Origin of the sequence: Marivita lacus, assembly GCF_014637725.1 — a bacterium.
GTDB classification, from domain to species: Bacteria; Pseudomonadota; Alphaproteobacteria; order Rhodobacterales; family Rhodobacteraceae; genus Marivita; species Marivita lacus.
This window is the reverse complement of sequence record NZ_BMFC01000019.1, coordinates 1-13,604: the sequence shown is the minus strand read 5'-3', so window position 1 is coordinate 13,604 and position 13,604 is coordinate 1. Positions and strand designations below refer to the sequence as shown.

The 13,604-nt window shown below is 66.2% G+C and carries 11 protein-coding genes; 5 read left to right on the top strand and 6 right to left on the bottom strand.

Going from position 1 to position 13,604, the window contains the following annotated elements:
* Positions 1 to 58 precede the first annotated feature (58 nt).
* Positions 59 to 1,135, bottom strand: a complete 1,077-nt coding sequence (locus tag IEV82_RS21020) for a DUF2793 domain-containing protein (protein WP_188484056.1) — start codon at positions 1,133 to 1,135, stop codon at positions 59 to 61.
* Between the two features lie 276 nt (positions 1,136 to 1,411).
* Here IEV82_RS21020 and IEV82_RS21015 point away from each other — a divergent pair, with 276 nt between their 5' ends.
* Positions 1,412 to 2,788: a phosphomannomutase gene (locus IEV82_RS21015; protein ID WP_188484055.1), complete on the top strand. Its 1,377-nt coding sequence runs from the start codon at positions 1,412 to 1,414 to the stop codon at positions 2,786 to 2,788.
* Positions 2,789 to 2,839: 51 nt separating this feature from the next.
* Here IEV82_RS21015 and IEV82_RS21010 read toward each other — a convergent pair whose 3' ends face one another.
* The 5 genes from IEV82_RS21010 to IEV82_RS20990 all read right to left on the bottom strand — a co-directional run bounded on the left by IEV82_RS21010 (position 2,840) and on the right by IEV82_RS20990 (position 9,629).
* The gene (locus IEV82_RS21010; protein WP_188484054.1) at positions 2,840 to 4,273 is read right to left on the bottom strand and encodes a mannose-1-phosphate guanylyltransferase/mannose-6-phosphate isomerase; all 1,434 of its coding nucleotides are present in this window, start codon (positions 4,271 to 4,273) and stop codon (positions 2,840 to 2,842) included.
* Positions 4,274 to 4,296: 23 nt separating this feature from the next.
* Positions 4,297 to 5,127, bottom strand: coding sequence for a hypothetical protein (locus IEV82_RS21005; RefSeq protein WP_188484053.1), 831 nt, complete (start codon positions 5,125 to 5,127; stop codon positions 4,297 to 4,299).
* Positions 5,124 to 7,607 (bottom strand): glycosyltransferase, encoded by a 2,484-nt coding sequence (locus IEV82_RS21000; RefSeq protein WP_188484052.1) that lies wholly within the window; start codon positions 7,605 to 7,607, stop codon positions 5,124 to 5,126. The genes IEV82_RS21005 and IEV82_RS21000 overlap by 4 nt, the downstream gene beginning before the upstream one ends.
* Positions 7,591 to 8,679: a GDP-mannose 4,6-dehydratase gene (gene gmd, locus IEV82_RS20995; RefSeq protein WP_188484051.1), complete on the bottom strand. Its 1,089-nt coding sequence runs from the start codon at positions 8,677 to 8,679 to the stop codon at positions 7,591 to 7,593. The genes IEV82_RS21000 and gmd overlap by 17 nt, the downstream gene beginning before the upstream one ends.
* A gap of 131 nt (positions 8,680 to 8,810) precedes the next feature.
* Positions 8,811 to 9,629 (bottom strand): glycosyltransferase family 25 protein, encoded by an 819-nt coding sequence (locus IEV82_RS20990; protein ID WP_188484050.1) that lies wholly within the window; start codon positions 9,627 to 9,629, stop codon positions 8,811 to 8,813.
* Between the two features lie 181 nt (positions 9,630 to 9,810).
* On the opposite strand from IEV82_RS20990, the gene IEV82_RS20985 reads away from it, so the two are divergent.
* The 4 genes from IEV82_RS20985 to kdsA all read left to right on the top strand — a co-directional run bounded on the left by IEV82_RS20985 (position 9,811) and on the right by kdsA (position 13,363).
* Positions 9,811 to 10,677 (top strand): glycosyltransferase family 2 protein, encoded by an 867-nt coding sequence (locus tag IEV82_RS20985; RefSeq protein ID WP_188484049.1) that lies wholly within the window; start codon positions 9,811 to 9,813, stop codon positions 10,675 to 10,677.
* Positions 10,678 to 10,815: 138 nt separating this feature from the next.
* Positions 10,816 to 11,766: a KpsF/GutQ family sugar-phosphate isomerase gene (locus tag IEV82_RS20980; protein WP_188484048.1), complete on the top strand. Its 951-nt coding sequence runs from the start codon at positions 10,816 to 10,818 to the stop codon at positions 11,764 to 11,766.
* Positions 11,763 to 12,548, top strand: coding sequence for a 3-deoxy-manno-octulosonate cytidylyltransferase (locus IEV82_RS20975; protein WP_188484047.1), 786 nt, complete (start codon positions 11,763 to 11,765; stop codon positions 12,546 to 12,548). The genes IEV82_RS20980 and IEV82_RS20975 overlap by 4 nt, the downstream gene beginning before the upstream one ends.
* Positions 12,545 to 13,363, top strand: a complete 819-nt coding sequence (kdsA, locus tag IEV82_RS20970; RefSeq protein ID WP_188484046.1) for a 3-deoxy-8-phosphooctulonate synthase — start codon at positions 12,545 to 12,547, stop codon at positions 13,361 to 13,363. The genes IEV82_RS20975 and kdsA overlap by 4 nt, the downstream gene beginning before the upstream one ends.
* The last annotated feature ends 241 nt before the right edge of the window (positions 13,364 to 13,604 follow it).

Here is a 13,604-nt window from a genome sequence, read left to right as displayed (position 1 = left end):
CCGCCACGCTGAGGCGATTCGGATAAGGAAAGGTTACGAGAGGTTCGGGGTGATCCCGTCAGGCCCACCGCCCGATCGCACAGAGCCGCAGGGTCAGCCCCACGGTGATCTGGATGAGGGCCGTCGCCTTCAGCCCGGTCGACAGAACTCCGTGCGGCGCGAATGTAGGCCAGGCGCCCGTGTTGCCGCTTTCGCCGTTCAGCACCGGCGGCAAGCCCGTCGCGAAGGGTGCCGGAAAGGTCCAGGCGAGGTGGTTCGACTGCCACAGCGCCCCGGCCTGGTTGTTGATCGGCCCCGTGGGAATGTCCGGGCTGGTGCAGATCTGCGTGCCATCGGCAAAGCGCACATAACCGCCATTGGCGTTTGCACCGCGCTCGATCACGCCACCCGTGGGCACGCCATTGCTGTTGTGGGCCACGGTGCCGAGGATCGTGCCCTTGAGATAGCCATCACCTACGCGCAGCAAGGCGTCCGGATTGCTCTCCTCTGGCCCGGAGCTGACGGCGGCACCGCTGGCGGCACCCGTGGCGGGATCGAACGACAGCGCCGTGGTCCATGTGGTTCCGTCGCTCACCTTGATCGAAAACGCGTCTTCCCCCGCGAGCCCCATCTCGGCATGACCGCTCCAGTTCGTCTGGAACAGCAGGCTGGCCGTGTCGGTGCTGGCGGCCTTGTTCAGTTTGAGCTGGTGCCCGGCGCCTTCATGGGTGAGCAAGGTGGCGGGGGATGCGACGCTGAGCCGGTTGACTGGATCGGCACTGGTGCCCAGCCCCAGCCGGTCGGGCAGGGTGCCTCCTGACTGCGCCTGCCACAGCCCGTCCTGCCAGACCACCTGTGTGCCCTCATCCGCGACCCAGGCCTGCCAGCCTGTGTTGGGCGGAAGGAAAAGCCACGCTCCCCCCGCGTTCAGCGCAATCGCATGGTCCTGTCCGGCCCACTCGCCGCTGGCCCCGGTGGCCACGATGAACCGCGCGCCCTCGCCGGTGCTGGTGGGTGGCTCGGTCAGAGCCCGGCTTTCGACCGAAAGTTGCACCAGCGCATCGAGCCTGCGCAAAGCCTCGTTATGGGTGACATGTTTCTGCGCCTGCGCCGGCTGGATATAGGGCAGCGACAGGAGGGGAGAGGTTTGTGACATCGGGCAGGCCCTTTCAGCGATCCGAGGATGCGCGGGACGCTAGGGGCGGTTTGGTGAACGGGGTGTGAGTCCTGCGGGCGTTGCGCCGGGGGGCGGGTGCCGTGCATGCATATTTGGAAAAAGAAGAAACAGGGGGTGGTGTGCTGTTCCTGTGCTTCTTCTTTTCTTAAATATGCCAACGCGACCTGCGCCACGAAAACCACGGTCCGTCTTGCGCGCCGCCCGCTGCCAAGGGCATACCTGCGGGCGACACTCCAAGTGACAAGGACAGACGACATGCCCCCCAAATTCGGCACCAGCGGCCTGCGTGGCCTTGTCACGGAACTGACCGACGATCTGGTCACGGGTTATACGCGGGCATTTCTTGTCGCCTGTCCGCATGGTGGCGCGGTGCATGTGGGGCAGGATCTGCGCGCTTCGTCGCCGACCATCGCGGCGGCGGTGACCCGAGCGGTGCGGAACATGGGGCTGCGGGCTGTCGATCACGGCGTGCTGCCGACACCGGCGCTGGCGCTGGCCTCCATGGGAGCGGGGCAGGCGGCGATCATGGTGACGGGCAGCCATATCCCGGCGGATCGCAACGGGCTGAAATTCTACCTGCCCGACGGAGAGATCGCGAAATCCGATGAAGAGGCGATCATGGCGGCGCTGGGATCAGGCTCTGTTGCGGCGGAAACCGGGGATTTGCTGCGCGAAGCGGGCGCGCTGCCCGCTTACGTGGCGCGCTATGTCGATGCGTTCGGCCCGCAGGCTTTGACCGGCCTGCGCATCGGCGTCTACGAGCATTCTTCAGTGGCCCGCGATGCGATGGTAGATGTCTTGGGACAGATGGGAGCCGATATCGTCCGGCTGGCGCGGGCCGATCACTTCATCCCGGTCGATACCGAGGCGGTGGATGCGGACACGCGCGAGATGCTGAAGGCCTGGTGCGCGGAACACGCGCTCGATGCGCTGGTGTCCACCGATGGCGATGCCGACCGTCCGATGGTGGTGGATGCCTCGGGTGCGCTGGTGCCGGGCGATGTGCTGGGTCCCCTGGTGGCGCGGATGCTGGGGGCGGATGTGATCTGCACGCCGGTCTCGTCGAACACGATGGTGGACCAGATGGGGTTCGGGTCTGTCATCCGCACGAAGATCGGCTCGCCATACGTCATCGCCGCAATGGAAGCGGCAGGGGGGCGCGTGGTGGGCTACGAGGCAAATGGCGGGTTTCTTCTGGGGTTCGAGGCGGAGGGTCCCGCAGGCAAACTTGCCCCTCTGATGACCCGCGATTGCCTCTTGCCCATCGTCGCACCCTTGGCGATGGCGCGGGCGAAAGAGGTGAGTTTGGCAGACTTGGTCTCTGATCTGCCGCCGCGCTTTACCGCCGCCGACCGGATCGCGGGTATTCCGACAGAGGCGTCGCACACCTTCATCGCGGAACTGACCGGGGATCCGCGTGCGCGGGCCGCGTTCTTTGCCGGACGGGCGGCTGAGACGGGTGTGGACCTCACCGACGGGCTGCGGGTGTCCTTTGCCGACGAGACCGTGATCCACCTGCGGCCTTCGGGCAATGCGCCGGAGTTTCGCTGTTATGCCGAGGCGGAAAGCGGGACGCGGGCGGAGGCCTTGATGCGCGAGACGCTTGAGGCGGTGTCGCAGCGCTTGGGGTGACGGACGCGTCAACGCGTCCGACCGTTTCCGTTGATGGAAACGTGCCCCTGATCAACTGCGGGAATAGATGTCCTCGTAGCGGATGATGTCGTCCTCACCCAGATAGGTCCCGGTCTGCACCTCGATCAGCACCATGGGCACCTTGCCGGGGTTCTCCATCCGGTGCACCGCGCCCAAGGGAATATAGACCGACTGGTTCTCGGTCAGCAGGCGCACCTCGTTGTCCACGGTGACCTTTGCCGTGCCCGCCACCACGATCCAATGCTCGGAGCGGTGCACATGGCTTTGCAGCGACAGCGCAGCACCGGGATGCACATGGATGCGTTTCACCTGGAAGCGGTCCGCCAGAATGAGCGTCTCGAACCAGCCCCAGGGGCGGTGATCGACGGGCAGTTGCACCGCCTGTTTGGCACCGCGCGCCTTGAGCGTGTCGACCGCGCGGCGCACGCTCTGGCTGTCGGTCAGGTCCGCCACCAGCACCGCGTCGCGCATCGCCACGGCGACCACGTTCTTGAGCCCGATGCCCACCAGTTCGATCTCGTCCGACTCCGACCGCAAGAGCGTGTTCTCGCAATCGATCGCCGTCGCGAGACCCGCCAGCGCGTTGCCGCTCTCGTCCTGCGGGCTTTCCTGCCAGACCGCTTCCCAGCTGCCCAGATCGGACCAGCCGCCGCAGAACCGCACGACGCTGACGTCTCTCGCCTGCTCCATCACCGCGTAATCGAGCGATTCCGCCCGCACCTGCCCCCAAAGGGTCGCGTCGATGCGCAGGAACCCCAGATCGGGGGTGGCGGCCTCCATCGCGGCGCGGGTGCCCTCGAGGATGTCGGGGGCGTGGTCCTCAAAGGCGGCGATCAGCGTGTCGGCGCGGGTCAGGAACACCCCGGCGTTCCAGAGGTAGCGGTCATCGGCAAAAAGCGTCTCTGCCTTGGCCTGGTCCGGCTTTTCGATGAAGCGCGCCAGCGCGTTCACGCCGGGATGGGTCTCTTCCCCGGCCTCGAGCCAGCCATAGCCGGTCTCAGCCCGCGTCGGCTGGATGCCGAAGGTCACGATCTGGCCCTGAACGGCGGCGCGCGCGCCGGTTTTCACCGCGTCGCGGAAGCCCTGCGCATCGGGAATGGCGTGATCGGCGGGCACCAGCAGCATGAGCGCCTGCGGATTGGTCTGCGCCAGGTGAAGGGCGGCAGCCGCCGCGGCAGGCGCGGTGTTGCGCCCCTCGGGTTCGATCAGGATGCCCGCGGCGCGGATGCCGCAATGATCCAGCTGTTCGGCGACGATAAAGCGGAACCCGTCGCCGGTGACCGCCACGGGTGCGGCGAACCCGTCGCCGGACACGCGCTTGGCGGCCTCCTGGAACAGGCTCTCTTCGCCCAGGAACTGCGCGAATTGCTTGGGGTAGCTCTTGCGCGACAGCGGCCAGAGCCGGGTGCCCGAGCCTCCGCAGAGCAGAACCGGGGTGATGAGGGGAAGGTCGGGATCAGCCATGGCGCACACTCTTACAGGTCAGATCAGACCGCCCGAAGTCTGCGCCCCCGAGCAGTATATTCAGGTGAGCCGAGGATCATTCGCTCGAGCGCGTCCAGCGATGGGCTGGCCTGCAGCGCAAGCATGTTGGCCTCGGCGGCGTCCCGACCCAGATTGCGGCGGAACATCCTGTTCACCTCCTGCCGGGTCAGGTGCAGTTTGTCCAGATGGCGGAACAGATGGGCGTCGTAATGACGGAATTGCGTCACATCTCTGGGCGCATGGACGCCGCTTCCGGGGCGCGGTGTGATGCGCCGCTGCGCCACGTCTTCGCCGTCCACCCCGCTGATGGCTGCGCGCAGGCGGGCCGGGTCGGGTGTGGTATCACCGAAACTCGACAAGGCATAGGTCAGCGCGGTGGCGGGATCGCGGATCAGGGCCTCGTAGGGAATCACGGTCTGGGTGCGGGCAAACCCGGACGTGACCCATTTGTCCTGAAACGCGCGCCAGGCTGTAAATTGTGCGCTGGCAAAGCGCGCAAAGCTGGCCGCATCGTCCCTGCCGCCCTCGCGCAGGTAGAGCTCGAAGTTGGAGACCACCGAGGGAGCGAAGGCACGGGTCTGGATCAGGTGGCGCTGTTCTTCGTCCTGTGGCAGGGTGCCGTCGAAATCGTGGTTCTTGGAATAGCGGATCATACCCGCCCGCGCGCAAGGGGTCTGACCGCAACAGTCGGGCTGACCGTAAAAGCCGCAATAGGTGAATTTCGGGCCGTAATAGAGCCTGATCAGGCGCACCAGAAGGTGATGGCCCGAGCGCGGCCAGCTGACACCCATGACATAAGTGGGCCGGGGTCTGCGCAGCAGAAAACGCCTCATGCCGCAGTCACCTTGGCCTGCCGCAACACCGTGTCGATCCGGGTTGCGTAGCGCCTGCCGATGGCCTCGGGGGAGAAGGCACGCAGCACGCGGGCCTGTGCCGCCTGCGCCTTTTGTGCACGAAGCGCCGGGGCCTCGGCCATGCGGCGCAGAAGGGTCACGGCGGCGTTGTGATCCGGGTCGCCCCAAAGACCACCTTCAGGGGTGAACATGTAATCCTGCGGGGCCGGGGCCACCTCTTGGGCGGGCACCAGCCAGGCGGTGGTGTCATCCGAATAGGCCAGGTTGCCGGACATGCCTGTGGCCAGAACCGGCACGCCCAACGCCATCGCCTCGATCATGCCGAAGCCCCAGCCTTCGGCGCGGTGCAGCGACAGGTAGGCATCCGCCCCGGCGGTCAGCGTCAGCAGCGCGTCGCGGGTCATGGTCTCGTCGAGGATTTCGAACCGGGGGTCCCCTGTCGTCAGCGCGTCGATCTCGGCCCAGACCGCGCGTTGCGCCGGATCGCTCACACGGGTGCGGTTCTGGGTCTTCAGCAGAAGCTGGGCACCACCCTGCGGGAAGGCATCGCGAAAGGCGCGGATCAGGCCCAGCGGGTTCTTGCGCTGCACGAAGGAGAAACTGTCGAAGCTGGCCATGCAGAGGAAGCTGCCCGCGTCAAAGCCGGTGCGGGCGACGAACCCCGCCCGTGCGCCCAGCGGATCAGTGCATGGGGTCACGTCACCCGCCAGCCCCATGACCCGGATGGGACCGTCGAAGTGATCGGCATAGATCGCGCGGCCATGGTCTGACGCGGCCCAGATCTCGTCCACCATGCGCAGCGCCAGCGCATGACAGGCGGCAGGGCGGGTCAGTTCCCAGAACATGTAGGCGGCCAGATATGAGCCTTGGGTGATGTCGGGTGCATGGGCAAAGAACAGCGGGATGGATTCCGCGTTCAGATGCAGCAGGGTGAAGCGGGCGGGTCGGGCCTCGGTGATCGGGGTGTGGGGCATGTCGATCTCGGGCGCGGGGTTGTCGAGGGTGACATTCACCGCCTGCACCTTCAGCCCCGTGGTGGCGAGCGCTGCCAGCGAGGCGCGTGTCGCCTGACCCAGACCGCTGGCTTTGGTCACAGGTCCGATCACCTGCACATCGGCCCGTGGTGTGCCGTGCAGCGCCGGGGCGGGCAGGGCGGCGGCGTGCAAACGGTGACCCTCGCCGGTGCGGGACATAAAGCGCCGCGCCTCGAGGTCGTAGCCGCGCCCTTTCAGACAGGCGACATAGTCCGCACGGCTCAGCAGCCGCGCGTGCCCGTCGAGCGTGGTCAGATGCGCCCCAAGCGGTGTCTGGCCACCTGCCGTTTCCTCGAGAAGCGTCTCTATACTGGCCCAGGGCAGGTATCGCAGCGTGTCGGGACGGTCTGCCGCGCGGATCATTGCGGCCAGGGTGATCTGCCGCTGACCTGCCGTGGTGGCAGGGTCGGCGCGGGCCAGACCGGGTGTCTCTGCCTGCCAGCGGATCAGGGCGCGCGTCAGGGGGAAATCCTGTCCCTCCTGTTCCAGCGGCAGCCCGGCCAGTCGGGTGACACACGCATCCGGCACAAGGCAATCCTCGACCCCGAGGGCGCGGGCCTGATGGATGGCCCACCAGTAGAGCACGCTGTCCACCCAGTCGGGATTGCCGAAATCCATCCCTTGCCGCAGATGCGGCACCCCCATGAGCGCGGCCCATGTGGCACGGCTCAGGTTGGTGCGCTGGCCCGGCACGACCACCGGCGTATTGAGCCATTGGATCATGCGTTTCGACAACGGCACCCGCAGGGGCGCGCGCATCGGGGCATAGCCTGCGAGCATCCAGTTCAGCACATGTGCGGCGTCCTCGGGGGCCGCGTCCCAATCGAACTGCGCCTCCAACCGGTGGCGCGTGCGCAGATGGGCCATGTAGGCACAAAGCGGGTCGGGCAGGAGTTGGCCGGTGGCCGGATCGGTGGGGTCGAAGAGATGCGCCTGCCGGGGGGTGAGCCGGGCGATGCCGCCCTGCGCAGGCGGGGGCGGGGCGCGCAGGGCCGCAAGGCCCGGACCCATGGGATCGTAGACCGCGCGTGCCGGGCTGAAGCCCGGCCTGCGGGTGCCCGGTCCGGAACGAGGCGTAGGCCGGGCTTCAGCCCCGCGCGCCTCCTTCACATGAATCTGCCCGATCTCGACCGGGCGTTTGCCATCAAGACGACAGACCCGCAAAACACCTGTGTTTGTCTCTATATGACCCGTTGAAAAGGAAAACCCGCAGGCTCCTCCGGCCAGTCCTGCGTCCCGCAGATCGGTGCGGAACTGGCAGGCCAGGGCGTCGGCGATCCGCTGTGTCCCGGCATAGAGCGCCACCGGCACCGGGCCGTTCCCCGGCCTTGGCAGCGCCCAACCGCAGAGCCGCCCGCCCTGCACCCCGTCCAGATGATCGCGCCGTCCGGTCAGTCGCCGCAGGATCCTAGGCCACAGCGTCATAATCTGCGCGCGCCATCATTGCGGCCAGCCCGCGCACATCGACCCTCGGCCGCCAGCCCAGACGTGTGCGGGCACGGCTGGCATCACCCACCAGCAGCTCCACCTCGGCGGGGCGGAAGAAGGCGGGGTTCACCTCGACCACGCGCCGTCCGGTGCGCCGGTCGGTGGCGACTTCCTCCACCCCCTCGCCGCGCCAGTCGAGCGGCATGTCCAGCGCCTCGGCGGCAAAGCTCACGAAATCGCGGATCGGCGTGGTGACGCCGGTGGCCAGCACGTAATCGCTGGGGATGTCCTGTTGCAGCATCCGCCACATGCCCTCGACATAGTCGCCGGCAAAACCCCAGTCGCGCCGGGCACTCAGGTTGCCCAGCTGGATCGGCGCATTGGCTCCGCGCGCGATCCGGGCCAGCCCGCGGGTGATCTTGCGGGTGACGAATTCCTCGCCGCGCAGCGGGCTTTCGTGGTTGAACAGGATGCCGCAGGAGGCGTGCATGCCGAAGCTCTCGCGGTAATTCACGGTGATGTAGTGGCCGTAAGCCTTGGCCACGCCATAAGGCGAGCGCGGATAGAACGGCGTCGTCTCCACCTGCGGCACCGCTTGCACCAGCCCGAACATCTCGGAGGTGGAGGCCTGATAGAAGCGCGTCGCAGGCGCCAGCGTGCGCAGCGTGTCCAGAAGCCGCGCCACCCCCATGCCGTTCACGTCGCCCGCATAGATCGGCTGTTCCCAGGACGCGCCGACAAAGCTCTGGGCGGCGAGGTTGTAGAACTCGTCCACCGGCACACCACGGATCAGGCGGAAGATATTGGTCATCTCGGTCAGGTCGAGATCATGCAGGATGACCCGATCCGCGATCCCGAGCGTCTCTAACCTTGCCCGTTCGGCCTGTGCATTGCGGCGCATCCCGCCATGCACCTCGTAGCCCTTGTCCAGCAGAAGCTGTGCAAGGTAGGCGCCGTCCTGCCCGGTGATCCCGGTGATGAAGGCACGTTTGCGGGGCGTGTCGCCGGAGGGCGGAAAGGCGCAGGGGGGGATCCGGGAAAGGTGCGGTGTGGTCGCTGCGGGAATCATGTCGAAGCCTCACGCATAAGGAGCATGACCCCGTTATCGGGGGCGAGGCGTAAAGAATGGGTTAAGGTTAACCCACGGCTAACGATTTCCCTTGCCGGGGGGCTGTCTTGTCAGCGAAGCGCTGTCCTGCTTCATGAAGCGGGCTCGGGATGATCGGGTGATGCAACGTCAACAACCGCCCATTGCAGCGTGTTCTCCTTCACCTCGACAGCCTCTACCGTGATTTTCCGATGCCTGAAGTGCACGACGGTCCGGTGACCTGCAGCAAAGGGCTGCAAGGGCGTTCGAGTGTACCCCAGACGTTGTTGCAACAATGTCTCGTTCTGTCGCAAGGCCTCATGCTGCAGCGCCTCGCTTTCACAAAACACCGGGTGGTGCGGCGCATAGACAGCGACGTCTTTCATCGCATAGGCCGTGAACACGTCAAACGGGCCGCCAAAGCGGCGGGCCTGAAGAGTGGCGGCTTTCCACGCCTCCAGCCCCTTTTCGGTCACGTAAAGGATCGCCTGCCCGCCGGACATGGAATGCAGTCTCAACCAGTCCGTGTCGTGGATCGAGGACAGGGTCAAACCGTGGATCGCCCGATGCCGGGCCAGCGCCAGATTGTCATATGTCCAAGGCAAGCATCCAAAGGGCGTCACGGACAAATAGACGATATCGGCATCCGCAGGCAGCGGCGGCAGCAGGGCCCGGTCGCCGATCAGGTCCAGATCATCCTCCAGAATCAGACCCGGAAATTCCGTGATCGCGTTCATCGCCTTGCGATGTGCAAGCGTGCAGGCAATCTGGTGCGGCAGGCCGGACATGCCCTCGGAAAACCGCACCCGGTTCAGGCCAAGCGTCTCGCAGAGGGTTTGCGACGCGGCGCGGCGGGCCGTCAGGTGCGGGGGATTGATGACGATCGTCTCTCTGATCGCGGTCTTCAGATCGGTCTCGCGACAGATATCCATGCTGTGTCATCCTTCCTGTTCTGCATGAGGCGCAGTGCTGCCCGAAAGCGGGAAGGGTGCAACCCCATCACCGAAACAATATCCGGCGGAACAGCACAGGGCACCTCATTCCCGCCGGGCGCTTGCTCTGGTGCCGGCTTGCGCCTATTGAGGCCGCGCCCGGTTTCGAAGTGCCCTTTACATGACCCTGATTACGCTTTCGTCCATTCCGCCACGTTTCGGGCTGATCGGCCCAACGCTCGAGGGGCTCGTGGCGCAGGCGGGGACCGACGGGGTCGAGCTTTACCTGCCGCACAGCTACCGTCGCTTTCCCGATTGGGACGGCACGCTTCCCGCTGTGCCTGCAGGTGTCACGATCCACCGCTGCGAGACCGATTACGGCCCCGCCACCAAGGTGCTGTGCGCGGCACAGCGTTACCGGGGGCAGGATGTGCGGCTGCTCTTCTGCGACGATGACCGCGATTACCGCCCCGGCTGGGCCTCTGGGCTTTTGGCCGAAGCCGACCGCTATCCCGACCGTGCCGTGGCGCTGGCGGGCTGGGACATTGCCGGGCTTGGCACGCGCCACGCTTTTGCCCATCCCCGTCACCAGCGCCGGTCGCGCAGCCGGGACATGGCCTACCGGGCGGCGCGTCTGAAACAGGTGCTGTCCGGGCAGGGCAAGCTGTCTCTGGCGCAGAAACCGCCCCGCCGGATCATTGCGCTGGCCGGGTTTGCCGATGTGTTCGAAGGCTATGGCGGCGTGGTGGTGCGCCCCGAGTTCTTTGACGATCTGGCCTTCGACATCCCGGCGGATGCCTTTCATGTCGATGATGTCTGGCTGTCGGGGGCACTGGCCCGGAGCGGGATCGGCATCTGGCTGGCGGCGGACCAGTATGAACCCAAGACCACCGAAGCCGATCGGCACGACGCGCTCTATCGCCACCGCGAGGCGGAAAAGGGCAGGACGGAACTGGACGCGGCCGCAATTACCCTGATGCGGGACCGCTGGGGCATCTGGGGCGGCGCTGGACAGGCCATTCCCCAGGGCGGTGCGCGGCAGGTGTGACGGCGACGCGGTTTCGAAACCGCTTGAAAGGGCTTTCGAAGGCCCTTGCTCGAGGCTTTTCGAAAAGCCTTTCCCCGCGCGTTGGACATGGACCCGCCCACCCGCTATCACCGCGCTCAGGCAAACCCGCAGGCCCCCATGACCGACACCCCTTCCGAGATCGCCCGCCATGTGCTGGCCATCGAGTCCTCCGCCCTGACCCGGCTGGCCGACGAACTGCCCGCCGACTTCGACGCCGTGGTCACGCGGCTGCTGGCCCTTCAGGGCCGGGTGATCGTCTCTGGCATGGGCAAATCCGGCCATGTGGCCAACAAGATCGCCGCCACCCTGGCCTCCACTGGCACACCGGCGCAAGCCGTGCATCCCGGCGAGGCAAGCCATGGCGATCTTGGCATGATCACCAAGGCGGATGCGGTGATCCTGATTTCCAACTCGGGCGAGACCCGTGAACTGGCTGACATGATCGCCTATTGCACCCGCTTCGAGATCCCGCTGATTGCTGTCACCAAACGTGCGGACTCCACGCTGGCCCGCGCCGCCGATCATCTGTTGCAGCTGCCCGACGCGCCGGAGGCCTGTGCCATTGGCATGGCCCCCACCACCTCGACCACGCTCACCATGGCCTTGGGCGATGCGCTGGCGGTCGCGCTGATGCGGCACCGGGGGTTCGACCGCGAAAGCTATGCCGCCTTCCATCCCGGCGGCACTTTGGGGGCGCAGCTGCTGCGCGTCTCGGCGATCATGCACCGGGGCGACGCGCTGCCCGTGGTGACCCCGGACACACCGATGGGCGAGACGCTGGTGGTGATGAGCGCCAAGGGGTTCGGTGTGGCCGCCGTGGTCGAAGCCGGCAGGCTGACCGGCGTCATCACCGACGGCGACTTGCGCCGCAATCTCGACGGGCTGACCGGCCGCTCCGCCGGAGAGGTCGCCACCCCCAACCCCCGCAGCATCGCCCCCGATGCGCTTCTGACCGAGGCGCTGGCCGAGATGAACGCCCACAAGATCGGTGCGCTGATGGTGACCGATCAGGGCCGTCTGGTGGGCCTTGTCCATATCCATGATCTTCTGCGCGCAGGTGTTGCATGAGTGTTGTCGTCTTCATTCCCGCCCGCTACGCCTCGACCCGCTATCCCGGCAAGCCGCTGGTGGAACTGACCGGGGCGAGTGGCGTGAAAAAGACCCTGATCCAGCGCGCCTGGGAGGCGGCACAGGCCGTGTCCGGCGTGGATAGGGTCTATGTGCTCACCGATGACGACCGCATTTCTGATGCCGCGCAGGGCTTCGGGGCAGAGGTGTTGATGACCACATCAGAGGCCCGCAACGGATCGGAACGCTGCGCCGAGGGCCTCGCGCAACTGGGCCGCGACCCGGACGTGGTGATCAACCTGCAGGGCGATGCACCGCTGACGCCTGCGTGGTTTGTCGAGGCGCTGATCGGGGCCATGGATCAGACCACGCAGATGGCCACGCCGGTGGTCAAATGCGATGCCGAGACGCTCACAAATTTCGTCACCGACCGCCAGCAGGGCCGGGTTGGCGGCACGACTGCTGTCATGCGGACCGACCGCACCGCGCTCTATTTCTCCAAGGAAGTGCTGCCTTACGTGGGCGACCTCGCCAACCCTCCGCAAGTCTGGCACCATGTCGGCGTCTATGCCTACACGCCCGCAGCACTCCGCGCCTATGCCGGATGGGCCGAAGGCCCGCTGGAACGCGCCGAGGGGCTGGAGCAACTGCGCTTTCTCGAAAACGGCATGCCCATCACCTGCGTGCCGGTCGAAGGCCGGGGCCGGGTGTTCTGGGAGCTGAACAACCCGGTCGATGTGGACCGCATTGAATCTGTCCTGAACCGCGAGGGGATCGCATGAAAACCGTCCAGATCGGCGAGATATCCGTCTCCAACACCGCTCCCTTTGCGCTTATCGCGGGCCCGTGCCAACTTGAATCCCTCGATCATGCGCGGATGATGGCCACCCGCATCGCGGCGGCTGCCGAGGCGACAGACACGCCGTGGATCTTCAAGTCGAGCTATGACAAGGCCAACCGCTCGTCCCTGTCCGGCAAGCGTGGCCTCGGCATGGACGAAGGTCTCACGATCCTGTCGAAGATCCGCGAGGAATTCGGCGTGCCGGTCCTGACCGATGTGCACGGGCCCGACCAATGCGCGCCCGTGGCGCAAGCGGTGGACGTGCTGCAAATCCCCGCGTTTCTTTCGCGCCAGACCGACCTGCTGCTGGCGGCGGGTGAAACCGGGGCCGCGATCAACGTCAAGAAGGGCCAGTTCCTTGCCCCCTGGGAGATGGAGAACGTCGCCGCCAAGATCGCCAGCACGGGCAACACCCGCATCCTGCTGTGCGAACGCGGCGCGAGTTTCGGCTACAACATGCTGGTCTCGGACATGCGGTCTTTGCCGATCATGGCGCAGACCGGCTACCCGGTGGTGTTCGACGCCACCCATTCGGTGCAATTGCCTGGCGGGCAGGGGACAAGCTCGGGCGGGCAGCGCGAATTCGTGCCGCCCTTGGCGCGGGCTGCCGTGGCCGTCGGATGCGCTGCGGTCTTCATCGAGACCCATGACGATCCGGACAACGCGCCCTGCGATGGCCCCAACATGGTGCCCATCGACGCGCTTGAGGGGCTTCTGTCCGTCATGCGCCAGATCGACCGCGTGGTGAAGGGCTGACCCGGCCCTGAGGCATCCCGCTTTGGTCCGCTGCAAAGGCGGTTCCCGGCCACGTGTTTCGAACACTTTGGATAGCAATGCCTCTCCTTTGATGGGATGGCGTCAAAATATCGTCGGCCTTTTCTTAAGACAGGAGGGTTGCATCGCCTGGTTCGACGACAGTTCGACATGTGACGGGTAGCAATGGGTTAACGCGTCGATATTCCGACATGTGGCGCGGGGATTTGAGCCTGGCGCGGTG

What these genes read in the sequence shown, in the direction of transcription:
- gmd (WP_188484051.1), bottom strand. Translation starts at nt 8,679, where the DNA reads ATGATTCCCGCAGCGACCACACCGCACCTTTCCCGGATCCCCCCCTGC.
- IEV82_RS21015 (WP_188484055.1), top strand. Translation starts at nt 1,412, where the DNA reads ATGCCCCCCAAATTCGGCACCAGCGGCCTGCGTGGCCTTGTCACGGAA.
- IEV82_RS21005 (WP_188484053.1), bottom strand. Translation starts at nt 5,127, where the DNA reads ATGAGGCGTTTTCTGCTGCGCAGACCCCGGCCCACTTATGTCATGGGT.
- IEV82_RS20985 (WP_188484049.1), top strand. Translation starts at nt 9,811, where the DNA reads ATGACCCTGATTACGCTTTCGTCCATTCCGCCACGTTTCGGGCTGATC.
- IEV82_RS20990 (WP_188484050.1), bottom strand. Translation starts at nt 9,629, where the DNA reads ATGGATATCTGTCGCGAGACCGATCTGAAGACCGCGATCAGAGAGACG.
- kdsA (WP_188484046.1), top strand. Translation starts at nt 12,545, where the DNA reads ATGAAAACCGTCCAGATCGGCGAGATATCCGTCTCCAACACCGCTCCC.
- IEV82_RS20975 (WP_188484047.1), top strand. Translation starts at nt 11,763, where the DNA reads ATGAGTGTTGTCGTCTTCATTCCCGCCCGCTACGCCTCGACCCGCTAT.
- IEV82_RS21000 (WP_188484052.1), bottom strand. Translation starts at nt 7,607, where the DNA reads ATGACGCTGTGGCCTAGGATCCTGCGGCGACTGACCGGACGGCGCGAT.
- IEV82_RS20980 (WP_188484048.1), top strand. Translation starts at nt 10,816, where the DNA reads ATGACCGACACCCCTTCCGAGATCGCCCGCCATGTGCTGGCCATCGAG.
- IEV82_RS21020 (WP_188484056.1), bottom strand. Translation starts at nt 1,135, where the DNA reads ATGTCACAAACCTCTCCCCTCCTGTCGCTGCCCTATATCCAGCCGGCG.
- IEV82_RS21010 (WP_188484054.1), bottom strand. Translation starts at nt 4,273, where the DNA reads ATGGCTGATCCCGACCTTCCCCTCATCACCCCGGTTCTGCTCTGCGGA.